This is a genomic window from Candidatus Nanopelagicales bacterium (assembly GCA_041393815.1).
In the GTDB taxonomy this organism is placed as follows: domain Bacteria; phylum Actinomycetota; class Actinomycetes; order S36-B12; family JAWKJK01; genus JAWKJK01.
Map to the genome: position 1 here is coordinate 849,223 of JAWKJK010000002.1, position 26,977 is coordinate 876,199.

Below are 26,977 nucleotides of genomic sequence, written 5' to 3' on the forward strand. Positions count from 1 at the left end.
GTACGTGAAGGGGAGTACCCCCTCGCCGCCGCGTCGTCAGGACGGCGCCGGCCCTCCGGGGCCGGGGCCCGGCGCGGTGGGTCGGTCCGGTGGGACCGGCGGCGGGAGACCTTCGCCAGTGGGGCGCGCACGCGCCCCGTGCTGACGAAGGGATGCACGTGTCCGTACCGCTGTGGGCGTGGGGGGCCGTACTCGCGGTCATCCTCGCCATGCTCGCCGTCGACCTGGTCGCGCACCGCCGCGCCCACGTCGTCTCGCTGCGGGAGGCGGCCTCCTGGAGCGCGGTGTGGGTCGCGCTGGGGGTGTCGTTCGGCGCCCTGCTGTGGTGGCTCTACGGCGCCGAGATCGGGGCGCAGTACTTCGCCGGCTACGTGATCGAGAAGTCGCTCGCGGTCGACAACGTCTTCGTCTTCGCGATCATCTTCACCTACTTCGCGGTGCCCCGTGAGTACCAGCACCGGGTGCTGTTCTACGGCGTGATCGGCGCCCTGGCCTTCCGCGCGGTCTTCATCGCCGCCGGCTCGGTCCTTATCGCGACCATGGCCTGGATCCTGTACGTGTTCGGCGCGTTCCTGGTCTTCACCGGCATCCGGATGGCGCGGATGCGCAACGAGCACATCGACCCCGGGAGCAGCAAGGTCCTGCGGGCCTTCCGCCGCTTCGTGCCGACCACCGACGAGTACCACGGCTCGAAGTTCTGGGTGCGCCAGGGGGGCCGGTGGGTGGCCACCCCGCTGCTCGCGGTGCTGGTGCTGGTCGAGGTGACCGACATCGTCTTCGCGGTCGACTCGATCCCGGCCGTCTTCGCCGTCACCCAGGAGCCGTTCCTGGTGTTCACCAGCAACGCGTTCGCGATCCTCGGCCTACGCGCCATGTACTTCCTGCTCGCCGACCTGATCCCTCGCTTCGTGTACCTCAAGCTCGGGCTCGCCGTCGTCCTCGTCTGGGTCGGCGTCAAGATGCTGCTGCTCGAGGTCGTGAAGATTCCGACCCTGGTCTCGTTGGGCGTCGTCGCGGCGATCCTCACCGTTGCCGTCGCGGCCAGCCTGCGCGCGACCCGTCGTCGCCCCGCTGCGGCGGACCCGGATCCGGCCGACCCGGATCCGGCCGACCCGCAGCCCCCCGTCCTGTCCACGTCCGAATCCTGACCGCCGTTACCCCCGTCACCCCAGGAGGAGCACCGATGCCCGCCCGTACCGCCCCGCCCGCCCCCGTGCCCGACGCTCGCGTCCCCCGTTCGACCCGCGGCCGCCGGCGGTCCTCCGCCGCCGTCGTGGTGCCGGCTCCCCGGCCCAGCCGGCCGGCCGCGGGCGCCCCCTGGCCGGACGGTCCGGTGCTCACCGTCGACGGCCGGAACCGGCTGCAGGAGCGGGCCGAGCGGCTGCGCGGGGAGACCCTGCCCGAGCTGCGTCCGCTGCTGTCGGAATGGCAGCGCGACGAGCGGGCGGTCGCGGAGTTCGAGCGCGCCCAGGCCGAGCTGGACCGGCTGGAGGGGCTGCTGGCCGAGGCGGGGACGCTGTCCGGCGACCCGGAGCGCTTCGACGGCCGGGTGGAGCTCGGTGCGCGCGTCGTGGTGGAGACGCCCGACGGCGAGCGGACCACGGTCCGGCTGGTGCACCCGGAGGAGGCGTTCCTCGACGACGAGCGGGTGTCGATGACCTCGCCGCTGGCCCGCGCGCTGCTCGGCGCCCGCATCGGGCACACCGTGTGGGTCGCCGCTCCCGCCGGGCCCTGGCCGTGCCGGGTGGTCGACGTCCTGCCGGACTGACACGTCGGTCCGGACGGGGCCGTGAGGCGAACCCGGATGCGGGAACCCGGGTACGTTGGCCCCGTGGCGAGCGACGAGGGCCGGGACGGGCGGAGCTGGACGTTCCTGTCGAACCACGGGCACGTGCTGCTGTCCATCCACGACGACCCGGACGCGCGGCTGCGCGACATCGCCACGCGGGTCGGCATCACCGAGCGCGCCGCCCAGCTGATCGTGCAGGACCTGGAGCGGGCGGGGTACGTGCGCAAGGAGCGCGTCGGCCGACGCAACCACTACACCGTGGTCAAGGGCCGGTCCTTCCGGCACCCGGCCGAGGCCGACCGCTCGGTGGACGACCTGCTGCGCATCTTCTCCTGACCGGAGGCGCCCGCCGCCCCGTCGTCCCCAGGCTGCGCGGCCGCGCAGCGGTCGTCCACAGGCTCGCGGTCCGGTCTTCCGTCGGGTCCGGCGAGGCGGCGAGCGTGTCGGGCATGACCGAGCCCGTACCCGCCCTGCCCGACCCCTTCGAGGACCTGCCGACGACGGGAGGCGGCCCCGACCCCGGGACGGCGGCGATCCGCGTCACCGGTCCGAGCGCGCTGATCGCCAGCGTGCCCCACCTGCTCGGGTTCCGGCCCACGGCCAGCCTCGTCGTGGTCGTCCTGTCGGGGGAGCGCAACCAGGTGCGCGTCACCGCCCGGATCGACCTGCCCACCGCCCCGGCGCCCGGCTACGCGGCGGGGGTGGCCGGGCGACTCACCCGCGCGCGCGGCGACCAGGCCGTGGTCGTGGTCTACCCCCCGGACACCGACACCGGGACCGAGCCCGGGCGAGCCGCGCCGCCGACGGACCCGGCGGCGTACGCCGACCTGGTCGACGAGGTCGCCGCCGCGCTCACCGACCGCGACCTGGCGCTGCGGGACGCGCTGTGGGTCCAGGCGGGCAGATGGGGCAGCTACCTGTGCTCCGACCCCGGCTGCTGCCCGGCGGAGGGTCGTCCGCTCGACGACGCCGATGCGCTGCGGGCCCGGTCGTCGCTGGTACTGGCCGGTCTCGGCGTGATGCCCGACCGTCAGGCGCTGGTCGAGTCCCTCGCACCCGAGGCGGACGCCTCTGACGAGGCGGCCGTCCGGGCCGCGCTGCACCGGGTCACGACCGGCCAGGTCGTGCTGCCGCTGACCCCGCGCGCCGTCGTCGACGAGGTCGCGGCCGTGCTGGCCCGGCCGCGCGTCCGAGCGGCTCGACACCTCCTCACCGCCCACGAGGTGGCCCTCGTCCTGGGCGCCCTGGCCGGGATCCGGGTGCGAGACGGTCTGATGCACCGGCTCACCGATCACGCCCGGAACCGCGGTCCGGGGGCCGGGGCCGGGCCGGACCTGCTGGTGCGGGCGGAGCAGGCCTTGAGCGAGTGCACCCGCCGAGCCGTCGGTGGCGCCGTCGCGCCGGTGGCCACCGTCCTGGCGGCCGTCGCGTGGCTGACGGGGAGCGGGGCGCGGGCGCTGGTGGCCCTCGACCGGGCCCTCGACGACGACCCCGGCTACACCCTCGCGCACCTGCTGCGGGCTGCGATCGACGGCGGTCTGCCGCCGCAGCAGTGGGCGACCTGGATCGACGAGGTGAGCCTGGCGCAGTGCCTGGGGGAGGAGTCCGGACCGGAGCAGGCCGCGACCGACCCCACCCGGGTGGCCTGGGGGTCGACCTCGGTCACCGGGCGTGGGAGCCGTCGCCGGTCCCGCCGGAGGCGCGGGCCGGATCCCAGCGCCGGCGACCCCTCGGTCGCCTGAGCCTCCGGCACGTCCCGGGCGGGCACCCGCGCGGCGCCCCGGACCCGGACCCGGGACCCCGGGACCGGGGACCCGGGGCCCGGGGCCCGGACCCGGGACCCGGACCCGCATCCACCCCCGCAACTGGTGGAACGTAGGGCCACCTGCGGAACCCGAGCTGCCGGTCGTGGGTTCCCCCTGTGGTGGCGGAGGGGGTGTACGGGGCGCAGGGGGTGCATGGGGTGCCCGGTCGTGGGGCGATCGCGACCCGGCGCGGCGCAAGGGTGGCCGCCCAGGGGCGGCGGCGTTCCGGTCCCGGAGGCCTCGCGGCCACCGGCCCCCGGCGCCTGTGTCCGGAATGCGAGACGGGACCGCGTCGACGATGGACCGACCGGAGACCCTCGGCTACAGTTCCGGCCAGGTCATGAGCGCCAGCGTCAAGCCCCGGCTCGCTGGCCGGCAACCCTCCGACCGCGGTGGGGTGCCCCGGGTGAACGACCGGGCCGTGCGTCGACAGGCGGGCGGCAAGCGCGGGTCTTGCGCAGGCAGGACCCCGGAACGATCGAGGTCACCGATGCGCAGCTGTTGTCGAATGCACCGTCCCGCCGAGGTCTGAGCCACGCCCCGCGTGCCTCGGCGCCGGACCGGGGAGCCCGGTCACACCCCCGTCTGACCACGGGTCGTCCCACCACCTCGGCAGGGACCGACCCGGCAGACACCCCACCCGCTCGCAGCCGTCCCGTGCCCGGCACGGCGCGGCCGGCGGGTGACCCACCGACCATCACCCTGACGCGACCGCACCCCTGCGGACACCACGAGGAGAACCCCCACCATGAGCAACGCCTGGTCGTTCGAGACGAAGCAGATCCACGCCGGCCAGTCGCCCGACGAGGCGACCAACGCCCGCGCGCTGCCGATCTACCAGACGACGTCGTACACCTTCAACGACACCACGCACGCCGCGAACCTGTTCGCGCTCAAGGAGCTCGGCAACATCTACACCCGGATCATGAACCCGACCCAGGCGGTCGTGGAGGACCGGCTGGCCGCCCTCGAGGGCGGCGTCGGCGCGCTCCTGGTCTCCTCGGGGCAGGCCGCCGAGACGCTGGCGATCCTGAACGTCGCCGAGGCCGGGGACCACATCGTGTCCAGCCCGAGCCTGTACGGCGGCACGTACAACCTCTTCCACTACACGCTGCCCAAGCTGGGCATCGAGGTGTCGTTCGTCGAGGACCCGGACGACCTGGACTCCTGGCGTGCCGCCGTACGCCCCAACACCAAGGCGTTCTTCGGCGAGTCGATCGCCAACCCGAAGAACGACATCCTCGACATCGAGGGCGTCGCCGGCGTCGCGCACGAGGTGGGCGTCCCCCTGATCGTGGACAACACCGTCGCCACCCCCTACCTGATCCGGCCGATCGAGTGGGGCGCCGACATCGTCGTGCACTCCGCGACCAAGTACATCGGCGGCCACGGCACCGCGGTCGCCGGCGTCATCGTCGACAGCGGCAACTTCGACTACGCCCGCTACCCCGACCGGTTCCCGAACTACAACACCCCGGACCCCAGTTACCACGGCCTGGTCTACGCCCGGGACCTGGGCGTCGGGTCCGCGTTCGGCGCGAACCTGTCGTTCATCCTCAAGGCCCGGGTGCAGCTGCTGCGTGACCTCGGGACGGCCGTCGCCCCGTTCAACGCCTGGCTGCTGTCCCAGGGGCTGGAGACGCTGAGCCTGCGGATCGAGCGGCACGTCGAGAACGCCCAGAAAGTCGCGGAGTGGCTGACCGGCCGACCGGAGGTGCTGTCGGTCAACTACGCCGGGCTGCCGTCCAGCCCGTGGTACGCCCTGGGCCAGAAGTACGCCCCGAAGGGCAGCGGCGCGGTGCTGGCCTTCGAGATCGACGGCGGGGTGGAGGCCGGCAAGGCGTTCGTGGAGGCCCTGGAGCTGCACAGCCACGTCGCCAACATCGGGGACGTCCGCAGCCTGGTGATCCACCCGGCGTCCACCACGCACTCCCAGCTCAGCGAGGAGGAGCAGCTGCGGGCCGGGGTCACCCCGGGCCTGATCCGGCTGGCCGTCGGGATCGAGAACATCACCGACATCCTCGCCGACCTCGAGGCCGGCTTCCGGTCGGCCAAGCAGGCCTGAGCGGGGGCTGCGATGAGTCCCCGTCCGGAGGGTCCCCCTCCCGCCACCGGTGCGTGGCGGGAGGGGGACCACCCCGGCGAGCGCCGCTTCGCCGACCTCGGTCCGATCACGCTGGAGCTCGGCGGCGCGCTGCCGCAGGTGCGGGTCGCGTACGAGACCTGGGGCACGCTGTCGCCCGCCGGCGACAACGCCGTGCTGGTGCTGCACGCCCTCACCGGTGACGCCCACGCCGCCGGCGACGCCGGCCCCGGGCAGCCGACCCCCGGGTGGTGGGACGCGCTGATCGGTCCGGGGCGGGCGCTGGACACCGACCGGCTCTTCGTCCTGTCGGCCAACGTCCTCGGCGGCTGCCAGGGGACCACCGGGCCGTCGTCTCCGGCCCCGGACGGCCGGCCGTGGGGGTCGCGCTGGCCGCGGGTGACCATCCGCGACCAGGTCGAGGTCGAGCGCCGGCTGGCCGACCACCTCGGGATCGCGTCGTTCGCCGCGATCGTCGGCGGGTCCATGGGCGGCATGCGCGGGCTGGAATGGGTGGTCCAGCACCCCGACCGAGTGCGCTCGGCCCTGCTGCTGGCCACCTGCGCCGCCGCGACCGCCGACCAGATCGGCACCCAGACCGCCCAGATCCACGCCATCACGTCCGACCCACGGTGGCACGGAGGCGACTACCACGGCGCCCGTGACGGCGAGGGCCCGCACGTCGGGATGGGCATCGCCCGGCGGTTCGCCCACCTGACCTACCGCACCGAGGACGAGCTGGACCTGCGCTTCGGCCGCGACCCGCAGGACGGGGAGGACCCGCTGACGCCGTCCACCCCGGGCCGGCACGCCCCCGCGGGGCGGTTCGCCGTGCAGTCCTACCTCGACCACCACGCCGACAAGCTGGCCCGCCGCTTCGACGCGGGCACGTACGTGTGCCTGTCCGACGCGATGAACACCCACGACGTGGGTCGCGGTCGCGGCGGGGTGGCCGCGGCGCTGGGGACGGTCCGGGTCCCGGTGGTCGTCGGCGGGATCGACTCCGACCGGCTGTACCCGATCCGGCTGCAGCAGGAGATGGCGGACGCGATCCCGACCGTAGACGGGCTGCAGGTGATCGACACGCCGTACGGGCACGACGGCTTCCTGATCGAGTCCGAGGCGGTGTCGCGCCTGGTCGAGCGGACCCTGCGGCACGCCCGGGTGCCCGTCGAGGACTAGCCCCCTGATCCGGCTCGCGGACGAATGTTGTCCACGGGTCGGACGGTGGGGGTGACGCCTGCGTACCCGGCGTGCCTACCCTGGTGGCATGACCCGACCGCGCCGCGGCGCGGGGGTCGACGGGGGATCCACCAGGCGCCACGACCGTGCGGTCGCGCGCGCCCGGACACGCGTCGACCGCCGCCGGCCGCTTCCCAGCCCGCCGCCCCTCCTGTCGATCCGGCCTCTCGCCCGCCTGCTGGCGCTGGCGGCCGCCGCCGCGTTCCTCGTCCCGGCCGCCGCCCTGCCCGCCGCCGCTGCCGGGTTCGGCGCTGCCGGGTTCACGAGCGGGGCGGGGTTCGTCGCCGCGGAGGACCCGGTCGTCGTGGGCGACGACGAGCGGGACGTCTTCGTCGGGCACGGCGGCCTGCTGCTTCCCCCGACGTTCCACGGTTCCGCGGGCGGGCGCGGCGCCGCCGCCACCTGCGCGGGGTGCTCGTGGCGGCTCACCGAGGCCTGCCTACGTGATGCCGGGGGGTCCTGCACCGGATTCGTGTCGATGTGCCCGCCCGGGGAGCTGTACCTGCGCGTGTGGCTGCTCGATCCCGCGTCGGGTGGAGGGTGGACCCGCATCGGCGCGGTCTGCCTGGGGCCCCGCGGCCCCGTGACGGTCGCCGATATGGGGGCGGCGGCTCGGGACGCGTTCGTTCGCGACCTGCCTGCGCTGGCGCCCGCCGCGCAGCCGGCCCGCACCGCGGTCACCCAGATCCCGGTGGTGCTCCGCTCGGGCCAGCCCGCGACCTGGCCGGACCGCAGCTACGACCTGCTCGGCTTCCGGGTGACCGTCCATGCGACCCCCCGCTGGACCTGGTGGTTCGGCGACGGCGCGGCGCTGACCACCGAGGACCCGGGCGGCAGCTGGCCGGACGACGGGGTGGCCCACACCTACCGCCAGGTGGGGCGGTGGCAGGTCCGGGTCGCGACGGTGTGGTCAGCGACCTGGACCACGGACGGGCTCGGCCCGTTCGACGTCGCCGGCCCGGTCCGGCAGGACGCCGTGCTTCCGGTCCCGGTGGGGCAGGGCCGCGCCGTGCTGGTCGGCGGCGGCTGACCGACGCGCCCGTGGTGACGGCGTCGCTCCCGCGGTCGGCGCTGCCGTCGCGACCTTCCGCGACCGGCCCACAACCGGGGCCGCGGAGGGATAGGTTCGCCTCGTCCGTCCGGGCAGCCGGAGCGCACGCTGCGTTTGGGGAGGTTGGGTGTCGACCATCGTCGTGGGCTTCGTCGCCAAGCCCGAGGGCCGGGCGGCCGTCCGGCGGGGGATCGAGGAGGCCCGGCTGCGCGGTTCGCGCATCGTCGTCGTCAGCTCGGCCCGGGGCGGGTCGTCCCTGGACTCCGAGACGGCCATCGAGCTCGACAAGGACATGGAGGCCGTTCACAACCTCCTGCACGAGTCCGGCATCGAGCACGAGGTGCGTCAGCTCATCCGCGGTCAGTCGCCGGCCGAGGACCTCATCTCCGTCGCGGAGGACGAGGGTGCCGAGCTGATCGTGATCGGGCTGCGCCGGCGCACCCCGGTGGGCAAGCTGATCATGGGGTCGAACGCCCAGCAGGTCCTGCTCGACGCGAACTGCCCCGTCCTCGCCGTCAAGGCCGGGTCGGACGACTAGGCGCCCCCGGATCGGACTCCTGTCGGACCGGGGCGGGAACAATCCCGCCGCTCCGGCCGTTCCCCCTGGTCGGGACACCGGTCGTGCCGTGACACAATGGGCCGCGGGTACGCCGGTCGTGCCCGTCCGCCCGTCCGGGCCCGGGACCTCCCGGGCTTGACACGGGCCCTCTTCATTGGTCCGGCCGTCGAGAGGTCCTTCGTGTCGCAGTCCCGCGCCGCCACGTCCACCGCGTCCTCGGGCGCCACGACGAGGACGTCCTCGGCGTCGAAGAAGCCCCCCGCGAAGACCGCATCCGCCCGGGCGGCCGCGAAGCCGCCCGCGAAGAAGGCGCCGGCCAAGGCCGCGGCCAAGCCGGCCGCGAAGAAGACGCCCGCGACGAAGGCCCCGGCGACGAAGACCTCCGCGAAGCCGGCGTCGAAGCCGGCCGCGAAGAAGGCACCGGCCAAGGCCGCCCCCGCCACCGCGCCGGCCAAGGCGTCCGCGACGAAGGCACCGGCCAAGGCCGCCGGCTCGAAGGCCGCCGGGACGAAGGCCGCCGCGTCGGCCGCGCCCAAGGCGGCGGCGAAGAAGGCGGCCGCGTCGGCGGCCCCCAAGGCGGCGGCGAAGAAGGCGGCTGCCCCGGCGAAGGGCAAGACCGCCCAGGGCCGGGCCGCCAGCAAGACCGCCGAGGGCGACGAGGGCGTCGAGCCCACCGCGGGCGCCGAGGACGGCGGTGCCGGCGAGGACGGCGGTGCCGGCGACGAGGTCGACGCGGCAGAGCTGGCGGAGGCCGGCGAGCTCGAGGCCGAGCTCGAGGCCGAGCTGGCGGAGGACCTCGCAGAGATCGACGAGGGCGACGGCAAGTCCGCCAAGGGCAAGGGCGCTGAGGAGGGCAAGGGTGGCGACGAGAAGTCCGCCGAGGCCTTCGTCATCTCCGACGTCGACGACACCGACGAGCCGGTCCAGCAGGTCACCGTCGCCGGCGCGACGGCGGACCCGGTCAAGGACTACCTCAAGCAGATCGGCAAGGTCCCGCTGCTCAACGCCGAGCAGGAGGTGGAGCTGGCCAAGCGGATCGAGGCCGGGCTGTTCGCGGAGGAGAAGCTGAACTCCGGGGTCAAGCTGGACCCCAAGTTGCGCCGCGACCTGGAGTGGATCGCCGAGGACGGCCGCCGGGCGAAGAACCACCTGCTGGAGGCGAACCTGCGGCTAGTGGTCTCGCTGGCCAAGCGCTACACCGGCCGCGGCATGCTGTTCCTGGACCTGATCCAGGAGGGCAACCTGGGCCTGATCCGCGCGGTGGAGAAGTTCGACTACACCAAGGGCTACAAGTTCTCCACGTACGCCACTTGGTGGATCCGGCAGGCGATCACCCGCGCGATGGCCGACCAGGCGCGCACCATCCGCATCCCGGTGCACATGGTGGAGGTCATCAACAAGCTGGCCCGGGTGCAGCGGCAGATGCTGCAGGACCTCGGGCGCGAGCCCACCCCCGAGGAGCTGGCCCGCGAGCTCGACATGACCCCGGAGAAGGTCGTCGAGGTGCAGAAGTACGGCCGCGAGCCGATCTCCCTGCACACCCCGCTCGGTGAGGACGGCGACAGCGAGTTCGGCGACCTGATCGAGGACTCCGAGGCCATCGTGCCCTCGGATGCGGTGTCGTTCACGCTGCTGCAGGAGCAGCTGGAGTCGGTGCTGGACACGCTGTCCGACCGCGAGGCTGGAGTGGTCCGGATGCGGTTCGGCCTGACCGACGGGCAGCCGAAGACGCTCGACGAGATCGGCAAGGTCTACGGCGTCACCCGCGAGCGGATCCGGCAGATCGAGTCCAAGACCATGTCCAAGCTGCGCCACCCGTCCCGCTCGCAGGTCTTGCGCGACTACCTGGACTGATCCACCGCACGGTTCGAGAGGCGGGGACGCGACCTCGAGTCACTCCCTGCGCGGGGTGCTCCGAGTGCGCAGCAGGGTGTTGATCTTCCGCGGAAGATCAACACCCTGCTGGGCCGATCTTCGGCCGACCCCGTTCCCCACCGCGACTACCCGGACTGGTGGCTGGACCGGCCCGGCCGCCCGAGACCGACGGCGTGCGACGTGGTGCGCGGGCCCACGACGGACGGCGGCTTCGGGGTTACCGTGGACCGGCGCTGGCATCGACCGGTGCCGGTGAGCGCCGGGGAGACGACATGCTGTCCGACTTCACACCGTTCACGACCGTCCCGACGGCGGACCTGGGCCGCGCCCGGGCCTTCTACGAGGACATCCTCGGCTTCGCCGCCGGGGATGAGGAGATGGGGGGAGGGGTCCGCTACGCCGCGGGCTCCGGCGGCCTCCTGCTGTACCCGTCGCAGTTCGCCGGGACCAACCAGGCGACCGCGATGGCCTTCCGGGTCGACGTCGACGAGTTCGACGCGGAGGTGGCCCGGCTCCGCAACAACGGCGTCACCTTCGACACCTTCGAGTGGGACCAGGTGGACTGGGTCGACGGCGTGGCCACCATGGAGGGCGGCAAGGCGGCGTGGTTCCGTGACCCGGACGGCAACATCATCAACCTGATGACCGCGGAGAACGGCTAGCCGCACGCCGCCCGACGAGGCGGGGGCCTTGTGGTCGATCTTCCGCGGAGGGTTGACCACAAGGGCCCCGCGGCAACCGGGCGCTCAGCGCCGCGCGCGGACCCGGACGATCTGCTGGGCGCCGGTGTACCCGGGCAGCGCGGCGCGAACCTGCAGGCGACCCTTGCGCGTGGGAGTGACCGTGAGCGTCACCCGCCCGCGCCCGTCGGTCTCCGCCCGGACCGCCACGCCCAGGCCGTTGACGGTGACCAGCGCTCCGTCGACCGGACGCCGGAACTGGTCGGTCACCCGCAGCGCCAGCCGCAGCGCCCGTCCGGCCGTGCCCGTCCGGGGCGCACCGCTGAGCGAGAGGCGCACCCCCTGCTGGGCCCGCACCACCGTGCCGGCGAAGCGCAGCGTGCCGGCGGCCCCCTCCCCGGTGAGGCGGAGGGTCCCGGTGGCTCCCCGGCGGACCCGTAGGCCGAAGACGTGGGTGGAGTCCCCGGTGCGCTCGACCAGGGTGGCGGTGCCGGCTCCGGTCCCGGTGAGCCGTACCGAGAGGGCGCCGGAGGGGACCACGTAGGTGGCCGCCTGAGCGCCGGACGCGGGGACGTAGTAGCCGCCCAGGGTGTTCACCAGAGCTCCGGACCCAGTGTGCCCGAATCGGTGACCGGCTGAGTCGGTCACCAGGAGCCGCAGCGGCGAGTGCACCTCGAGCCGTGTGACCTGCGGTGCGGCTCCCGGTGCGCAGTGGTCGAACTGTGCGCGGCCCTCCACGTCGGTGGCGGCCGGCGGGTAGGGGCCGGCGAACCAGGCGATGTCGGCGCTGGCCGGGCGGCCGACGAAGCCGGACCGGGCGGTCCCGTGCTCCGCCTCCCAGGAGTCCAGGGTCTTCAGGCCACCGGCCTGGCCGAAGTCGACGTACCAGGTGTCCAGGCCGACGAGGACGACCCGCTTGATCGGGATGACGAGTGTGCGGTAGCCGTCGGGGAGGGGTGAGCCGGCGGCGAGGTGTGCCCGCAGCGGGCCCCCTGCGCCGGACGGGTACAGCACCACGGCGGCCGCGCCGGCGGCGGAGCGGATCGGCCCGAACTCGCCCCACGGCGACATGGCCCTCGCGGTGGCGAGCCGGTACTCCAGCAGCCAGTCGATGAGGCCCTCCTGGACCGCGCTCTGGGTGGCGCCCTTCAGCGGCGGAGCCGGCAGGCCGAGCCGCGTGGCGTTCTGCAGCGTCGAGACGATGTCCTGGGTCGGGCCGGTGGCGCTGCCGGTCTGCCCGAAGCGCTCGACGTCGAGGACGGTGTTGTCCGCGGTCTCACGGGAGTGCAGGAAGAAGTTGCCGATGACCCCGCCGAGGAACAGGTGGAAGCGGACCTCGCCGCGGTCGTCGGTCGTGCGGGAGAAGCCGCCCCCGGGGTACACCTTCCGCCACTGGTCGTCGCAGACCAGCACCTCGGGCGCGGTCGAGCCCGGCGGTTCGACGTCCCAGTAGGGCGCGTCGATCGTGACGGTCTCGTCCGACACCGGGTCACCGCGACCGTTCTCGACGGAGATCGTCGCGTCGGCGCGGCCGGTGCCGTTGGCGGGCCAGGTGGTCCACCACAGGCCGGCGATCAGGCGGCTCAGCGAGGTCTCCAGGTCGAGCTCGTCTGCCGGGGTGAGGGTGAAGTCGACGACGACGTTCTCGCGGGCCTGCTCGAGGTACTTCGACTCAGGCTGGTACGACTCGCGGTCGGTGTTGCCGCTCGGGACCGGTCGCACGTTGTAGGCGCCGGCCCTGAGCTCCATCCGATAGGCGCCCGAGGCGTCGGTGCGGTCGGTGGTGCGGCTCCCGGACGGGGCCGCCGCTGCCACGATCTGGACGCTCGAGAGGCCCTTTCCGCGATGGTCGCGCACGTGCCCGGTCAGGACGACCGAGGAGGGCGGACCCCAGTCCAGCTGCTTGTCCGCGATCACCCGGACCTCGATCGGGTTCTCGCACTCGGTGCCCTTGCTGGGGCAGTAGCGGCCGGCTGCGCGGACGCTGTAGGTCCCCTTCTTCAGCACCGCGCCGTAGGTCCCGTCCGTCCGGGTGACGGCGTACGAGCTGCTGCCACTCCTGGTGAACGTGATGCGCACGCCCGGGACGCCCTTGTCCTCCGCGTTCGTGACGGTGCCGTGCACCAGGTAGGTGTCCTCGTCGAGGACCGCGAAGTAGTCCTCCTCGCAGTACACCTGGCCCAGCGGGTTGATGCAGGCGCTGGCCGCCTGCCATCCGCCGGTCGGCCGGACCGCCGTGACGACGCACGACCCGCTGGAGGGGCCGGTGAGCCACACGCCGGGCTTGGGCTGGCAGGTGACCGCGTTGCCGGGCAGCGTCCCCCAGTTCCAGGAGTGGCCGTAGTTGGCGGTGCCGTCCTTGACGGTCAGGCGGAACCGCTCGCCGACCCGTGCGACGTGCGGTGACACGGTGAAGGCGAAGTCCCCGCCCCAGATCGTGCTCACGCAGGTGCGGGAGGTCCCGTACCGGCCCCACTCGCCGCAGGCGTAGCCGTCGAGCACAGCCGGGGCGGGCCCGAGCGAGCTCGCGCGCGACGCGTCGGCCGGCACGGCCGCGGTCGCGGGCCCGGCCGTGGCCGCCGGGACGGCGGAGAAGACCGGCGGCGCCAGCGCGAGAGGGACAATCACGGCCAGCGCTGCGGCGCCGGTGCTGAGGAACGTGCGGCGGCCCGGTCGGCGGGCCCGAGTCAGCGTGAGCATCTCGTCACCCCCAGCGAGCCAGCGGCTCGCAGGATGCGGCCACGGCTCTGCGACACCTCCACGCTCGCACCGTGTCGCCCCTAGGGACATGGACCAACGACTCGACGATGCGTGACCGCCTCGGCACAGACACCCGACGGCAGCCCGACGGCACGTCATCCACCTGGGGGCGGCGGGGGGAGCCTGTCGATCCTCCGCGGAAGATCGACGGTCGTTATCCGCGCATGCTGCCCCGCGAGAACACGATCCCCAGGACGGCTCCGATGCCCAGGAACGCGGATCCCGGCCGCCGTGGTGGGGCTCCGGCTCACCGGAGAGCTGTCGCCGAGCGGGTCGACCGGCCTGCCAGCGCTACCGTGACCTGCGTTGTCCGACGCCGAAGACGAGAGGGCTGCCGACATGGCGCGCAAGCGGTGGGAGGACCTGACACCCGTACAGCAGAGCGCCGTCGTCGTGGCCGGAGCCGTCGAGCTGGCGCTGACGACGGTCGCACTGGTGGACCTGGCGCGGCGCCCGGCCGACCGGGTGCGGGGCAGCAAGGCCCTGTGGACGGTCGGGGTCTTCGTCCAGCCGATAGGTCCGCTCGCCTACCTGCTGTGGGGCCGCCGGCCGGCGAACGGCTGACGCCGCCAGCTCCCCGGAGGATTCCCCGGAACGTCCGCTCGCGCGGGTGGGACCGGGTACGTTCCCACCCCGACGCGTCACGTTCACGCGGCGTTCACTTCCGGGGGTGTCGGCAGCATGAACCAGACGGCAGTCGCGCTCCGCGAGCGGATGGGCGGCCGCAACCTCATTGCCGGCATCGTCGTCGGCGCCTACCTGGTGCCGCAGGCGATGGCGTACGGCGAGCTCGCCGGGGTGGGGCCGAGCGTCGGTCTCACCGTCGCGATCATCCCGCTGGTGATCTACCCGCTGATCGGGCGCAGCCGGTGGCTGAGCATGGGACCGGAGTCCGCGGTGGCCCTGATGGCCGGGGCCACGGTCGCCCCGATCGCCGCCGCCAACGACCTCCCGGTGGCGACCCTGCTCGGGGTGGTCAGCGTCCTCACCGGCCTGATCCTGCTCGGTGCCCGGCTGGCCAAGCTCGGCTTCGTCACCGACCTGCTGTCCAAGCCGGTACTGGTCGGCTACCTGACCGGCATCGCGGTCACGATGGCCGTGTCGCAGCTGGGTCGGGTCCTCGGGACCGACGTGGACACCGAGACGCTGGTCACAGCGGTGCGAGACCTCGCCGACGGGATCACCGGGGTCAACGGCTGGGCGGTCGCGGTCGCCCTCGGCACCTTCGTGGTGATCGTGGGGTTCCAGCGCTGGCTGCCCCGCATCCCGGGGACCCTGGTCGCGCTCGCCCTCGGCGTGCTCGCCGGCTACGTCCTCCCGGTGGCGACCATCGGGGAGTTCAGCATCTCGGTGCCGAACATGGAGCTCACCTGGATCCCGCTGGAGGTCCTCGGCGACCTCGTGCTGGCGGCCGGTGCCATCGCGGTGGTGTCGCTCACCGACGTCGTCGTGACGGCCCGCGCGTTCGCCGGCAAGGACCGGGTCGACGCCAACCGGGAGCTGACCGCCCTGGGCACGGTGGACCTGGTCGGCGGGGTGTTCGGCGGCTACCCGATGTCCGCGTCGTCCTCCCGCACCGCGATCGCCCGGATGAACGGGGCCACCAGCCGGTGGTACTCCTGGGTCGTCGCGGTCGTCCTGGTGCTGACCGCCGTGCTCCTCGCCGGCGTGCTGTCCCACCTGCCGCAGGCGAGCCTGGCGGGCATCATCCTGTTCGCGGCCTGGAGCCTGGTGGACAAGGCCGCCTGGATCGCCCTGCGGCGGATGCGCTGGGGCGAGGTCCTCGTCGCCCTCGCCTGCGCCCTGGGCGTGGTGCTGCTCGGCATCCTGCCCGGCATCGGCGTCGCCATCGCCCTGTCCATCGCGGAGCTGCTGGTGCGGCTGTCCCGGCCGCACGAGGGGGTCCTCGGCTTCGTCCCGGGCATGGCCGGGATGCACGACGTCGACGACTACCCCGAGGCCGAGCAGCTGCCCGGTCTCGTCGTCTACCGGTACGACGCCCCGCTGTTCTTCGCCAACGCCAACGACTTCTTCAGCCAGTGCGAGGACGCCGCCGACACCCCCGGGTGCCGGTGGTTCGTGCTCAACGTGGAGGCCAACGTCGAGGTCGACAGCACCGGGCTCGACGCCCTGGTGCAGCTGCACTCCGAGCTCGGGAAGCGAGGAATCGCACTGAAGCTCGCCCGCGTGAAGAACGACCTGATCGGGCCCATGCGGCGCTACGGCGTGGCCGACATCATCGGGGAGGAGAACATGTATGCGACGCTCCCGACCGTGGTCGAGGCCTTCCGCGCCTGGGAGCTGGAGCACCCCGCGCCGCCGGTGGTCGTCGAGGAGCCGGAGCCGGAGGACGCCGAGATCTCCCGGTCGCCGATGGACCTGATCCGCAACCACCCGTTCGCCCGCAGTATCCGGCCCCCACGGCGGCAGGACCCCTGACCGGCGGGCGCGGGCGAGGGTCCTGCCACCGAGACGGCGGGACCCTGGCCCCTGCCGCCCGGCCGTCGCCTTCGGCAGGCTGTCGAGTGGGCCGGTCGCTCCCGGCGCCGGCCGCGGTGGAGGTGGCGGCGTGCACGCGCGGAACGGGTCCCGGCGGCGTACTCGGTTCCTCTCGCGGGCGGTGGTCCTGCCCGGCGTCCTGCTGATGGCAATCCCCGGGGCCGTGGGCGCGGTCGCGGCCGACGCCACGACGCAGCTCGACGACCGCGAGGGCGTGGCGCGCGACGTCCGCGTGGTCCATGGCAGGGATCCCGGATCGGCCGAGTTGGGGTTCGTCGTCTTCGTCACGGACCGCGCCACGCGGTCGTGGACCTGCGGCGGAGCGCTGGTCACGCCCACGCTGGTGCTCACGGCCGCGCACTGCGTCGTTGGCGGCGACGCCCCCGGCACCGCCGCGCGGATGCTGGTCCAGTCGGCGGTGGACCGCTTCGCGCCCAACGCCCGCACGGTCGGGGTGTCCTCGGCGCGGATCCACCCGGACTACGACCCGGTCACCCAACGGGCCGATCTCGCCGTGCTGCGGCTCGAGCGGGCCTTCACCGGGGTGGGGACGGCCTCGATCGCCACCCCGCAGCAGGCCTCGACCACCCTCAGCGCGGGCAGCCCGGTCACGTCGGCCGGGTGGGGGAAGCGGTCCGACTCCGACACCACCGGACCGCGGCTGATGCAGGTGGCCGACATGGTGGCCTTCCCCGACGCCTCCTGCGGCGGGGGACAGCGGTACCAGGTCGGCAGGAGGGCCTTCTGGCCGGCGACCGCTCCGGCGGATCCCGCCATCCACGTGTGCGCCGCCGGCGTGACCACCGAGGGCGCACAGGTCGGGATGTGCAACGGCGACTCCGGTGGCCCGCTGGTGACCGGCGCCGGGGCGGCGGCCAGGATCGTGGGGGTCGTGGCGTTCGGCACCCGGGAGACCCCGGACGGCCCCATGTGCGAGATCTGGCGCCCGCTGGTCTTCACCCGGACGACGGCCTACCAGGGCTGGCTCACCGCGCAGGGCGTCCCCGTGGACAAGGCCGCCACCACCTCCGCTCCGCTCCCGCCGATCGACCGGACCAGGCCGAAGGTGGCCACCGTGTCGACCCGGGTGCGCCCGGGGGCGAAGGCCACGCTGCGCTACCGCGTCTGGGAGGCCACCAAGGCCACCCGGGAACAGGTCCTGGTGCGGACGTACACCGGGAAGGTCGTCGTGAAGAAGGCCACCGCCATGGCGGCCGCCCCCTGGGGCGGGTGGCAGTCGGTCACGGTCCGCATCCCCCGCGGCTACCGCGGCGGGGACTACTGCGTGCAGGCGCGTGACCGCGCGGGCAACTACAGCACGTACTCGTGCTCACGACTGCTGCTGCGGCGGTGACGGGGCGGCGGAGAGCGATCACGCGCCCGCGCAGGTGCGAGCGGCCAGCAGCCGTACGGCCGAGTGCTGCTGGGGGAGTGCTGCTGCGGCGGTGAGACCACCCAGCTCCGAGCGGGACGTCGTCCACCAGTGCTCGCGCGCCTCGTCGCAGAGCCGTTCCACGAGAACCAGGTCCACCTGCAGCCGCCAGGCGTCGAGGGTGGCGACATCGGGGAGGTGGCCACCGTCGGCACTGCGGGTGAGCCGCTGCCCTGTGTTCCCGAAAACCCTTGTCACATCATGGTTATCGGCACATGAGGGCCGAAACTGGACCGCGCCCGGCTGGTGGGGGCCGTCACACGCGTGCTTGCGCTGCAACGCGTGAACGTCCGAGGCGCGATGATCGCCGCCGGCAGCCGCATCACCCGTGCGGGGGACCCTCACCATCCGGGCCCGGCGAGGGCGGACCGACACCTCTGCACACGACTCTCCCTGCCGCAGTGACGCCCGTCGCCACCCAGCGCCAGGGCACGGCGTTTGCCCGGCGGGGGCGCGGGCGTGTAGCACTGACGGGTCGGTCCGGCGGTCGGGCCGCCGGACCGGACCCGGAGGTGGCGATGGACGACGCCGGTGCGATGCGGCTGGGACCCCGGCGCGACGAGGTGCTCGAGCGCGCCACGGACATGGTGCGCGCCGCCTGGGCGTCGTTCGACGCTGCCCGCGAGGTGGAGCCCGCCGTCGACGACGAGGTCCGCGCGCTGATGGCCGAGCCGCTTCCCCGGTCGGGGCGCGACCCGCTGGACGCGCTGGCCGACGCGGCCCTGGTCCTGGACCGGTCGCTGGCCCAGGCCCGCCCCCGCTACCTGGCGTACGTCGGATCCAGCGGGCTGGAGGTGGGGGCGGTCGCGGACCTGCTCGCCCACTCGTACGACATCAACCTCGCGGTCGACGCGGGTGCCGCGACGCTGCTGGAGCACCAGACCGTCGCGTGGCTGGCGCAGTTCCTCGGCTTCCCGGCGGCCGCCGGCTCGTTCACCAGCGGCGGCACGCTGTCCAACCTGACCGCCCTCGCCGCCGCGCGCGAGCGGGCGGTGCCGTCCTCGCGCCGGGACGGCCTCGTCGGCGTCCGGCCGGCGCTGTACTGCTCGGTGGAGGCCCACTACTCGGTCATGCGGGCCGCCGAGCTGCTCGGCCTCGGGTCGGCGTCGGTCCGCGACATCCCGATCGACCCGGTGACCCGGGGCATGCGTCCGGACCTGCTCGCCGAGCAGATCGCGGCCGACGTCGCGGACGGCGTCGTGCCGATCGCGGTGGTCGCCACGGCGGGGACGACCCTCACCGGGGCTGTCGACCCGATGCTCGAGATCGCCGACGTCTGCGCGCGGTTCGGCGGCGTGTGGATGCACGTCGACGGCGCGTACGGGCTGCCCGCCGCGGCCACCTCGCGGGCGCCGCTGTTCGCCGGGCTGGACCGCGCCGACTCGGTGTCGGTCGACGCGCACAAGTGGATGTTCGTGCCGAAGGCGTGCAGCGCAGTCCTCGTCCGTGACCCGGTGACGCTGACCGACACGTTCTCGCACGACGAGGCCTACATGCCGCACGAGGGCGTGATCCCCAACTCCGTGGACATGACGCTGGAGTACTCCCGGCCGCTTCGGGCCCTGAAGCTGTGGCTGGCGTTCCGGGTGCACGGCGCCGAGGAGTTCCGCGAGGCGTTGGAGCGCAACCTGACCCAGGCGCGGATGCTCTACCGGCTCGCCGCGGCCGCCCCGGACTTCGAGGTGCTGCCGACCCCGCCGGCGCTGTCGATCGTGCCGCTGAGGCACCGGGTCGAGGGCTGCCCGGACCCCGACGCGCACAACCTCGCGCTGACCGCGGCGCTGCAGGACGACGGCCGGGTGTACGTGTCACCGGCCGTGATCGACGGCGGCCAGTGGCTGCGCCCCTGCTTCACCAACGTGCGCACCACCGCGGGCGACGTCGAGGTGTTCCTCTCGGTGGCGCGCGAGCTCGGTGGCCGGCTGTGCCCCGATCACGTGTGACACTGGACGGACCGACACTGGAACGACTCACCCCCCGCCGTCCCGCGTGAGGAGCGCACACCTCGTGGATCCCGCCAGCACCCCGCAGTCCGCCGCCCACCCGACCCGGCGTCGCCGGGTCGCCGCCGCCTCCACCGCAGGTGGTCTGGCCCTGGCGCTGTCGCTGTCGACGATGGGCGCGCTGGCCTGGGCCGGGGCCGCCCAGGCCTCCGGACCCGTCCCGCGCGCCGACGGCTCCACCAGCACCACGGGGTCGGGGGAGCCGGCCGGGGTGACGACGTCCGGGACCGCGTCCGGCGACACCTCGTCCGGAACTCCGATCGACGGCACCACCGGGACGCCGACGGACACCGCCTCGCCGTCCGGGACCTCGGCGAGCCCCACCCCCACCTCGACGCCGACCCGGCGCTACACCCTGACGCTGTCGGTCAGCAGCAACACCGCTCGCGTCGGCAGCCCCGTACGCCTGCGCCTGGTGGTGAAGCCCGCGGCCGCCGCCGTCGGCAAGCGGGCCCTGCTGCAGCAGCGCACGGCCAAGGGGAGGTGGCAGGACGCCGGGACGATCAAGATCGGCGCCAAGGGCGTCGGCACCCGCAAGCTGCGGTCCGGCGCGCCCGCGCTGGTCTACTTCCGGGCCCTGATGCCCCGCGACGACCAGGCGCTCAAGGGGGCGTCGAAGCTGACCTGGGTGGTCTGGTACCGCGGCTGACCCGCGACGGGTCGGCGTGTCGGCGGGGTGGTGGGTCGGCGGGGTTCTGGCCGGCGGCCCGTTACCGGTGCCCGCGGTGACCCGTACGCACCTGCAGCCCCACCACCCCCCACCGGTGCCACGTACGGCCACGCGCGCGGCGGGTGTGGCTGGTCCTGCGTTCCACCAGCGGTGGGGAGGGCTGGTGGGCTGGTGGGCTGGTGGGCCGGTGGGTGGGGCGGGTCGGGTCAGGAGAGGGACTCGTAGATCCGGGCCAGCCGGGCCCGGGACCGCTGGCGCTCCTCGCCGAGGCGCAGCGTCGAGCGGTAGTCGGCCAGCACGTCCTGCAGCAGTTGCGCGCCGAAGTCCGACGCGGTCTGGATCTCGTCCGGGTCGACCTGCTGGTCGTTGAGGTACTGCAGCACCAGCGCGTCGCCGTCGGGCAGGAACTCGGGGAACACCCCGCAGAACGAGAAGCCCAGCTCGCGCAGCCCCGAGCCGTACGCCGCGGTCCCCGGGTCGGCCAGCGGCAGGTGCAGCCGGATCACGTCGAACCGGTGCAGGCACAGCTCCCGCACCTGGTTCTGGACCGCGGAGATGAAGTCGCGTCCGTAGGTGACGACCCGGACCAGCCCCGTCCGTGCCTCGGCCTTCAGCTGCAGGTCCAGCTCGGAGCGCTCCGGGGCGTCGGCCGGCGTGCGGGCGCCGGGGTCGACCAGGACGCGCGGGAGGTTCGCGTTCTGGTAGATCGTCTCGACCCGCTCCCGGTAGTGCGGTGGCACGTGCACCGACCGCTCCGGCTCCTGCCCGGCACCCGCGTAGACCCACACGACGGCCTTGCGGCCGCGGGTCTCGTCGTCGATGTCGCGGAAGGACAGCGACGGCAGCTGCGCGGCCAGCAGCACCCCGACCTCGTGGCCGCCGTACTTCAGGGCGATCTTCTGGCTCGCCGGGTGCACGGTCACACAGGCGCTGTACTGGCCGATCATCCCTTGGGCCAGCAGCCGCATCCCGTGCTGCAGCGTCAGCTGCCCGGCGATGTGGAAGCGGCGGTAGGCGGGGTCGACGACCAGCTCGCCGATGACGCCGACCTTCGCGTCCGGCCGGTCGACCGAGGAGCTGACGTGGCCGATCAGCCGGTCGTCCACGGTCGCCACGGTGCCGATGTGCAGTCCGGCCCGGACCAGCTCGGCCAGCCGGTCCGGCTCGTACATCTCCTCCGCGTAGTAGGCCGTGAACCCGTAGCACCGGTGGAACAGCCGGGCGACCTCCAGGGTGTCCTCCGGCTCCAGCGGCCGGTAGGCGATGCGCTCGGCGACGTCGTCGGGCACCTCCTCGACCGGGGCCTCGCCGGCCTCGTCCAGCTCGGCCCGGACGTTGGCGTAGTGCAGCCGCTTGACCAGCTCGGCCCGGTTGCCCTGGCGGCCGAGCGCCGCGAAGGACAGCTCGTCGGCGAAGCCCAGGCGCACCAGTTCGGTCAGCCGCGGCGGCTGGGCCCCCGGCCGGGTCAGGTGCGACGGGGCACCGGCGTCGGTGACCACGACCGCGACCGCGCCCGCGCGACGCTCCAGCGCCACGTCGATGTCGAGGACGGACTCGTCGGGGAAGCCCTCCGCCGCCACCGACAGGCACAGCTCCTGGGTGAGCGCCCGCAGCCGGGCCGCGTCGTCGAGACCGAGGCCGAGGACGAGTGCGGCGTCGCCGACGACACCCCCGGCGAGGGGGAGCGCAGCCCGGTCGGACAGGTGCAGCCGGCACCACTGGGCCGGCTGGGCCTCGGCCGGTGGCCCGGAACCGTCCGGACCCGGTGCGCCCCCGGCCACCTCGCGCGGTGCGTCCGTCATGACCGACTCCCTCCATCGTCGGGTCGGGACCCGCCCGCCCCACGACCGTTCCTCTCGGCGCGACGCTCGCGCATCCGGCGCGCCCGGTCCTCCAGGTCCGCGAAGCCCTCGGAGCCGACGATCTCGTCGACCCGCTGCCGACGGGCCCCCTCGTCGATGCGCACCTGCAGTGCGGCGACCTGGTCGCGCAGGGTCGCCTCCCGCGCCTGCACCTCGACCGCCATCGCGTCGAAGCGGCGGGCCATCCGGCCCAGCTCGTCGGAGCGCCTCGTCACCGGCTCGAGCCGTTCGGCGTCGTACTCCCCGCGCTGCAAGTCGTCCGCGGCCGCGTCCAGCCGGGAGATCGGGTCGGCCAGCCGCCGCGCCGTGACCCAGGCGACCAGCGCCGCGCCCAGGGCCACCAGCGCGGCCAGCCCCAGGCTGACCGCCACGTTGCGGGCGATGAACTCGGTGGCATTCGCGATGGACGTCCGGATCACCACCAGCCGGGTTTCGGGGCGGGACACCGTCGCGATGGTGGTGAGCGTGGTCCCCTCGACCATCACCGGCTGGGGGTTCTCCGGTGTGGCCTGCGCGAGCAGCTCCTCCAACGTGTCCACGTCGGGTGGCTCCACCCCCCGGTCCCCCTGCTGCACCACCACGTTGCGGTCCTCGTCGAAGACCGTGATCGCCTCGATCTCCCCGTCCTGGCGGACCAGCTGGTCGACCACCTCCCCTGTGGTGTCGTCGGCGATGTGTGCCACGAGCCGGGCGGCGTCGCGGGCGTCGTCCACGACCAGGTCGATCTGCCGCGCCCGGCTCATCAGCGTCGTGCTGACCGCCAGGACCGCGCTGGCCAGCAGGGTCAGCAGGACCAGGCGGAGCACGTACCGCTGGCGGATCGTCATCGGGTGGCGGTCAGCCTCGCCGCGAGCGCGGCGACGCCGCGGGACCAGGGGTGGTCGGGGTGGGAGAGCGAGAACAGCCCCGACGACGCGTTGCCGGCCACGTCCTCGCTGAGCGGCAGCGCGGCGACCACCGGCAGGCCGTACGCCGTACGCACCCGCTCCACGACGATCTCGGGGTCGATGCCGGCGTAGATCTTGTTCACGATGAGGACCCGGTCCGGTACGCCCAGGCGGGCCGCGACGTCGAGGGTGACGGCCGTGCCCTGGTAGTCCTGGTTGTCCGGGCGCAGGATGACCACGAGCACGTCGCAGATCGCGCTGGTCAGCAGGGTCTCCTCGTTCAGTCCCGGGTGCGTGTCGATGAGAAGCACGTCCAGGTCGTACGCGGAGCCCAGCTCCAGCAGCGCGTCGTTGAGCCGCTCGACGTCGTAGCCGCTCTGCAGGATCGCGGTGATGTCCTGCGGCTTCACCGAGGACGGCACCAGCAGCAGCCGCCCCTTCGGGTCCCCCGGCAGCCGGTCGGTCACGTCGGTCGCGACGTCGGTGATGGCGGCTGTCCCGTCCAGGAACTCGTTGAGCGTGTGGTCCGGCCGGGCCTCGTCCCCGAACCCGAACAGCACGTGGATTCCCGGCGACTGGATGTCGGTGTCGATCACCCCCACGCGACGGCCGGCCTCGGCCAGCTGGCCGGCGACGTTCGCGGTGATGTTGCTCTTGCCGGTGCCCCCGCGGAACGAGTGGACCGCCACGATCATCGTCATGCGTCGCTCCCGTGGGTGGCCGTGGTGTCGGGGTCCTTGACCAGGCAGCGGGCGCAGAGCATCGCCCGCAGGTCGTCGATCCGGAACGGTTTGGCGAGAAAGGCGTCCATCCCTGCCTCGCGGCAGGCCTCCTCGTCGGCAGCGTACGCGCCCGCGGTCAGGGCGATGACGTACGCGCGGTGGCCGGACTCGTGGGCGCGGATCTGCCGGGTGGCGGACAGGCCGTCCAGGTCGGGCATCCGCACGTCCATCAGGACCACGTCGTAGTCCCGGGAGGTCGCCTGCCGCACGCCGTCGAGCCCGCCCTCGGCCAGGTCCACCTCGTGGCCCAGCCGCTCGACCTGCCGGGAGGCGACCAGGCGGTTCACCTCGACGTCGTCGACGACGAGGACGCGCAGCCGGTTGGGGAGCAGGCAGGACTCGCAGGACATCGGGGTGGCGACCGGGACCGGAGGGTCGGTCAGGCGCAGCGGCACGGTGAGGGTGAAGGTGGTCCCCGCGCCCGGCGCGCTGGACCAGGCCACCGTCCCTCCCATCAGCTCGACCAGCTGGCGGACGATCGCCAGCCCGAGCCCGGTGCCCCCGTAGACCCGGCTCGTCCCCTCGTCCGCCTGACCGAACGGCTGGAACAGGAAGTCACCGGCGTGGTCGGGCAGCCCGATCCCGGTGTCGGAGACCTGCAGCCGGACCGATGCCGTCAGCGGCGAGGGGGCCGGGTCGTTCGGCCCCGACTCCGGCACCCACGCGCGGACCCGAACCCCGCCCTCCGGGGTGAACTTCAGGGCGTTCGACACCAGGTTCCACAGCACCTGGCGCAGTCGGGCGGAGTCGCCCACCACCCACTGCGGGACCCCGGGCGCCAGGTCGAGGGACAGCTCCAGCCCGCGTTGCTCGGCGGAGGTGGCGAACGACCCCACGGCGGTCGTCAGCTCCGCGTGCAGGTCGAACGTCCGGACCTCGAGGGTGAGCTGGCCGGCCTCGACCTTGCTGAGGTCCAGGATGTCGTTGACCAGGGTGAGCAGGTGACTGCCGCTGCTGCGGATCAGGTCGACGTACTCCCGCTGGTGCGGGTCGAGCGGGGACTGCCCGAGCATGTCGGCGACCCCCAGGACCCCGTGCAGGGGTGTGCGGATCTCGTGACTCATCATCGCCAGGAACCGGGACTTCGCCTGGCTGAGCTCCTCGGCCCGGTCCAGCGCCCTGCGCAGCTCCTCGGTCCGCTCGGCCACCTCGCGCTCGAGCCCGTCGGCCTGGGCGGCCAGCCGGCGGTTGGCCTCCCACAGCTCGCGGCTCTTGTCCTCCAGCAGCCGCTCCGCCTCCTGGCGGGCCACCCGCTCCCGCTCGGCTCGACGTCGCAGCCGGTCCGCGAGCGCGGCGGAGTCCGGCGACTCGCTCACGCGCGCACCTCCGAGCGCTCGGCTGGCCTGCGTACCGGACGCTACCCGTCGCGGCACCCGCGTGTCCCGGAGCGGGGAGTGCCCGAGCCGCGGCAGGGCGCGCGGCTACAGTGCGGCCTCGTGGAGGGGGTGGTCGTGTGAAGGGTGTCATCTTCACCGAGTTCCTGCAGATGGTGGAGACGGTGCAGTCCCCCGACCTGGTGGACGAGCTGATCGACTCCGTCGACCTGCCCTCCGGTGGCGCGTACACGGCCGTGGGCACGTACGACCACGCCGAGATCGTGGCCCTGGTGACGGAGCTGTCGCAGCGCACCGGGATCCCCGTGCCCGACCTGCTGTCGGCCTTCGGGGAGTTCCTGTTCGGCCGCTTCGTCGAGCTCTACCCCTCGTTCTTCGAGGGCCAGGACGACCCGATGGACTTCCTGTCGTCCATCGAGGACGTCATCCACGCCGAGGTGCTCAAGCTCTACCCCGACGCCCAGCTTCCCCGGATCGACGCGGAGCGGCACGGCGACGACGAGCTGGAGCTGGTCTACCGCTCGCCGCGCCGGATGGGGGACGTCGCGGAGGGCCTGTGCCGGGGGGCGCTGACCCACTTCGGGGTGACGGACACGATGACCATGCGACGCGAGGACGTCGAGGGCGACGACCCGCACGTCCGGTTCACGCTGACCCGGTGACCCCGCTGACCCGGTGACCCCGCTGACCCGGTGACCCCGCGATCGGGTGGCTAGCCGAGGATGCCGGCATCCTCGTCGAGCGCGCCGCTGGGATCGTCGTACGGCGGCACGTCCGGCGGCAGCGCGAACAGCGCGGGATCGCGCTGGTAGGCGCGGAAGAAGCACAGGATGTAGCCCATCCGCTCCCGGAACTCCTGCCAGCTCGGCGCGTCGGAGCGGCTGGTGTCGGACAGGGCCTGGTCGTACGCCTGGGCAAGGTCCCGGATCCGCTCGTCGGGCAGGTCGTCGAGGACGTCGGGCCACTGGCGGCCGCCCAGGTAGCGCGGCCGGGGTACGTCGCGGCACACGTCGAGCTCGCCATCGGGGATCCCCAGGGAGACGAACCTGGTCGCCACGATGGCCGCGAGTCCGCCGAGCGGGATGGCTGAGTCCACGAAGTCGTCGGCGAACCACTGCTCGTGGTGGGCCACCAGCACGTTGGCCCGCAGCATGAGCAGCGCCTGCCGCCGGTCCTGCTCCGGGCTCTCGTCCGGGTCGATCGCGGCGACCTGGGCATAGCAGTCGAAGGCCTCCGCGACCTCCGGGGTGCCGGTGAGCAGCGGGTCGGCCGCGACCCGGGCCCGCAGGTCGGCCGCGGGCACCTCGCCCGCGAGGTCGAGGAACCGGACGAAGCGGGGCCCGATGTCGGCGATGATCGCGCGGTTGCCGTCCGCGACGGCACCGGCGCCCCACCGGACCGGGACCGCGTCGCCGCGGATGAAGCGCCCGGCGGTGGCGCTGGCCCAGGTGCCGAACGTGAGCCAGTTGGCGTCGCGCCGGCCCACCACGTCGGCGACGCCCTCGGACAGCGCGAAGTAGGTGCGCGTGATCGCGAAGTTGCGGCGCACCGGGTCCTCGTCCGCGACGATCCGGGCCAGCCGGTCGCGGGACAACGGGGCGGACACCCGGCCAAGGTAGCCGAGACCCCGCTCGCGCCGGGCGCGGTGACGGCAGACTGGCGGG

22 protein-coding genes, 1 pseudogene and 1 riboswitch are annotated in these 26,977 nt (G+C 73.7%); of the genes and pseudogenes, 16 read left to right on the forward strand and 7 right to left on the reverse strand.

What is annotated here, in order from left to right:
• Positions 1–158: 158 nt before the first annotated feature.
• From R2737_09345 to R2737_09390, 10 genes and pseudogenes are all read left to right on the forward strand, one after another.
• The gene (locus R2737_09345; GenBank protein MEZ5116460.1) at positions 159–1,148 is read left to right on the forward strand and encodes a TerC family protein; all 990 of its coding nucleotides are present in this window, start codon (positions 159–161) and stop codon (positions 1,146–1,148) included.
• A 35-nt stretch (positions 1,149–1,183) separates the two neighbouring features.
• On the forward strand, positions 1,184–1,768 hold the full coding sequence (locus R2737_09350; GenBank protein MEZ5116461.1) for a GreA/GreB family elongation factor: 585 nt from the start codon (positions 1,184–1,186) through the stop codon (positions 1,766–1,768).
• A 63-nt stretch (positions 1,769–1,831) separates the two neighbouring features.
• On the forward strand, positions 1,832–2,125 hold the full coding sequence (locus tag R2737_09355; GenBank protein MEZ5116462.1) for a MarR family transcriptional regulator: 294 nt from the start codon (positions 1,832–1,834) through the stop codon (positions 2,123–2,125).
• Positions 2,126–2,238: 113 nt separating this feature from the next.
• Positions 2,239–3,531: a DUF4192 domain-containing protein gene (locus R2737_09360; GenBank protein MEZ5116463.1), complete on the forward strand. Its 1,293-nt coding sequence runs from the start codon at positions 2,239–2,241 to the stop codon at positions 3,529–3,531.
• A 399-nt stretch (positions 3,532–3,930) separates the two neighbouring features.
• A riboswitch (SAM riboswitch) is annotated at positions 3,931–4,047 on the forward strand.
• 289 nt (positions 4,048–4,336) lie between these two features.
• Positions 4,337–5,659: pseudogene (locus tag R2737_09365) on the forward strand (bifunctional o-acetylhomoserine/o-acetylserine sulfhydrylase).
• A gap of 12 nt (positions 5,660–5,671) precedes the next feature.
• On the forward strand, positions 5,672–6,859 hold the full coding sequence (locus R2737_09370; GenBank protein ID MEZ5116464.1) for a homoserine O-acetyltransferase: 1,188 nt from the start codon (positions 5,672–5,674) through the stop codon (positions 6,857–6,859).
• Between the two features lie 88 nt (positions 6,860–6,947).
• A complete protein-coding gene (locus tag R2737_09375; GenBank protein ID MEZ5116465.1) occupies positions 6,948–7,949 on the forward strand; it encodes a PKD domain-containing protein in 1,002 nt (333 codons plus the stop codon).
• Positions 7,950–8,097: 148 nt separating this feature from the next.
• The gene (locus tag R2737_09380) at positions 8,098–8,508 is read left to right on the forward strand and encodes a universal stress protein (protein MEZ5116466.1); all 411 of its coding nucleotides are present in this window, start codon (positions 8,098–8,100) and stop codon (positions 8,506–8,508) included.
• A 201-nt stretch (positions 8,509–8,709) separates the two neighbouring features.
• A complete protein-coding gene (locus R2737_09385) occupies positions 8,710–10,383 on the forward strand; it encodes an RNA polymerase sigma factor (GenBank protein MEZ5116467.1) in 1,674 nt (557 codons plus the stop codon).
• 293 nt (positions 10,384–10,676) lie between these two features.
• Complete coding sequence (locus tag R2737_09390; GenBank protein MEZ5116468.1) at positions 10,677–11,066, forward strand: VOC family protein; 390 nt, start codon at positions 10,677–10,679, stop codon at positions 11,064–11,066.
• An 84-nt stretch (positions 11,067–11,150) separates the two neighbouring features.
• On the opposite strand, the gene R2737_09395 is transcribed toward R2737_09390, so the two are convergent.
• Positions 11,151–13,784: a carboxypeptidase-like regulatory domain-containing protein gene (locus tag R2737_09395; GenBank protein ID MEZ5116469.1), complete on the reverse strand. Its 2,634-nt coding sequence runs from the start codon at positions 13,782–13,784 to the stop codon at positions 11,151–11,153.
• 366 nt (positions 13,785–14,150) lie between these two features.
• Here R2737_09395 and R2737_09400 point away from each other — a divergent pair, with 366 nt between their 5' ends.
• The 3 genes from R2737_09400 (at position 14,151) to R2737_09410 (ending at position 17,697) form a co-directional block, all read left to right on the forward strand.
• Positions 14,151–14,408, forward strand: coding sequence for a PLD nuclease N-terminal domain-containing protein (locus R2737_09400; protein ID MEZ5116470.1), 258 nt, complete (start codon positions 14,151–14,153; stop codon positions 14,406–14,408).
• Between the two features lie 117 nt (positions 14,409–14,525).
• Positions 14,526–16,283 carry a SulP family inorganic anion transporter gene (locus tag R2737_09405; GenBank protein MEZ5116471.1) on the forward strand — a complete coding sequence of 586 codons (1,758 nt, stop codon included), beginning with the start codon at positions 14,526–14,528 and terminating at the stop codon, positions 16,281–16,283.
• Positions 16,284–16,413: 130 nt separating this feature from the next.
• Complete coding sequence (locus R2737_09410; GenBank protein ID MEZ5116472.1) at positions 16,414–17,697, forward strand: serine protease; 1,284 nt, start codon at positions 16,414–16,416, stop codon at positions 17,695–17,697.
• 18 nt (positions 17,698–17,715) lie between these two features.
• Here R2737_09410 and R2737_09415 read toward each other — a convergent pair whose 3' ends face one another.
• Entirely contained in the window at positions 17,716–17,973 is a 258-nt protein-coding gene (locus tag R2737_09415) for a hypothetical protein (GenBank protein MEZ5116473.1), read from the reverse strand.
• Positions 17,974–18,293: 320 nt separating this feature from the next.
• On the opposite strand from R2737_09415, the gene R2737_09420 reads away from it, so the two are divergent.
• Entirely contained in the window at positions 18,294–19,718 is a 1,425-nt protein-coding gene (locus R2737_09420) for a pyridoxal-dependent decarboxylase (GenBank protein MEZ5116474.1), read from the forward strand.
• 64 nt (positions 19,719–19,782) lie between these two features.
• Positions 19,783–20,427, forward strand: coding sequence for a hypothetical protein (locus R2737_09425; GenBank protein MEZ5116475.1), 645 nt, complete (start codon positions 19,783–19,785; stop codon positions 20,425–20,427).
• A 227-nt stretch (positions 20,428–20,654) separates the two neighbouring features.
• Here the strand turns inward: R2737_09425 and R2737_09430 are convergent, their stop codons facing one another.
• From R2737_09430 to R2737_09445, 4 genes are read right to left on the reverse strand one after another with little or no spacing between them, the layout of a single operon-like run.
• Positions 20,655–22,250: a GNAT family N-acetyltransferase gene (locus R2737_09430; protein ID MEZ5116476.1), complete on the reverse strand. Its 1,596-nt coding sequence runs from the start codon at positions 22,248–22,250 to the stop codon at positions 20,655–20,657.
• Complete coding sequence (locus tag R2737_09435) at positions 22,247–23,137, reverse strand: HAMP domain-containing protein (GenBank protein MEZ5116477.1); 891 nt, start codon at positions 23,135–23,137, stop codon at positions 22,247–22,249. Before R2737_09435 ends, R2737_09430 begins: the two co-directional genes overlap by 4 nt.
• Complete coding sequence (locus R2737_09440) at positions 23,134–23,898, reverse strand: MinD/ParA family protein (protein MEZ5116478.1); 765 nt, start codon at positions 23,896–23,898, stop codon at positions 23,134–23,136. The genes R2737_09435 and R2737_09440 overlap by 4 nt, the downstream gene beginning before the upstream one ends.
• A complete protein-coding gene (locus R2737_09445; protein MEZ5116479.1) occupies positions 23,895–25,295 on the reverse strand; it encodes an ATP-binding protein in 1,401 nt (466 codons plus the stop codon). Before R2737_09445 ends, R2737_09440 begins: the two co-directional genes overlap by 4 nt.
• A gap of 137 nt (positions 25,296–25,432) precedes the next feature.
• On the opposite strand from R2737_09445, the gene R2737_09450 reads away from it, so the two are divergent.
• Positions 25,433–25,975 carry a heme NO-binding domain-containing protein gene (locus R2737_09450; GenBank protein MEZ5116480.1) on the forward strand — a complete coding sequence of 181 codons (543 nt, stop codon included), beginning with the start codon at positions 25,433–25,435 and terminating at the stop codon, positions 25,973–25,975.
• A gap of 50 nt (positions 25,976–26,025) precedes the next feature.
• Here the strand turns inward: R2737_09450 and R2737_09455 are convergent, their stop codons facing one another.
• On the reverse strand, positions 26,026–26,919 hold the full coding sequence (locus R2737_09455) for a hypothetical protein (protein MEZ5116481.1): 894 nt from the start codon (positions 26,917–26,919) through the stop codon (positions 26,026–26,028).
• Positions 26,920–26,977: the final 58 nt, after the last annotated feature.

What these genes read in the sequence shown, in the direction of transcription:
- R2737_09350 (MEZ5116461.1), top strand. Translation starts at nt 1,184, where the DNA reads ATGCCCGCCCGTACCGCCCCGCCCGCCCCCGTGCCCGACGCTCGCGTC.
- R2737_09360 (MEZ5116463.1), top strand. Translation starts at nt 2,239, where the DNA reads ATGACCGAGCCCGTACCCGCCCTGCCCGACCCCTTCGAGGACCTGCCG.
- R2737_09370 (MEZ5116464.1), top strand. Translation starts at nt 5,672, where the DNA reads ATGAGTCCCCGTCCGGAGGGTCCCCCTCCCGCCACCGGTGCGTGGCGG.
- R2737_09375 (MEZ5116465.1), top strand. Translation starts at nt 6,948, where the DNA reads ATGACCCGACCGCGCCGCGGCGCGGGGGTCGACGGGGGATCCACCAGG.
- R2737_09390 (MEZ5116468.1), top strand. Translation starts at nt 10,677, where the DNA reads ATGCTGTCCGACTTCACACCGTTCACGACCGTCCCGACGGCGGACCTG.
- R2737_09395 (MEZ5116469.1), bottom strand. Translation starts at nt 13,784, where the DNA reads ATGCTCACGCTGACTCGGGCCCGCCGACCGGGCCGCCGCACGTTCCTC.
- R2737_09405 (MEZ5116471.1), top strand. Translation starts at nt 14,526, where the DNA reads ATGAACCAGACGGCAGTCGCGCTCCGCGAGCGGATGGGCGGCCGCAAC.
- R2737_09420 (MEZ5116474.1), top strand. Translation starts at nt 18,294, where the DNA reads ATGGACGACGCCGGTGCGATGCGGCTGGGACCCCGGCGCGACGAGGTG.
- R2737_09430 (MEZ5116476.1), bottom strand. Translation starts at nt 22,250, where the DNA reads ATGACGGACGCACCGCGCGAGGTGGCCGGGGGCGCACCGGGTCCGGAC.
- R2737_09435 (MEZ5116477.1), bottom strand. Translation starts at nt 23,137, where the DNA reads ATGACGATCCGCCAGCGGTACGTGCTCCGCCTGGTCCTGCTGACCCTG.
- R2737_09440 (MEZ5116478.1), bottom strand. Translation starts at nt 23,898, where the DNA reads ATGACGATGATCGTGGCGGTCCACTCGTTCCGCGGGGGCACCGGCAAG.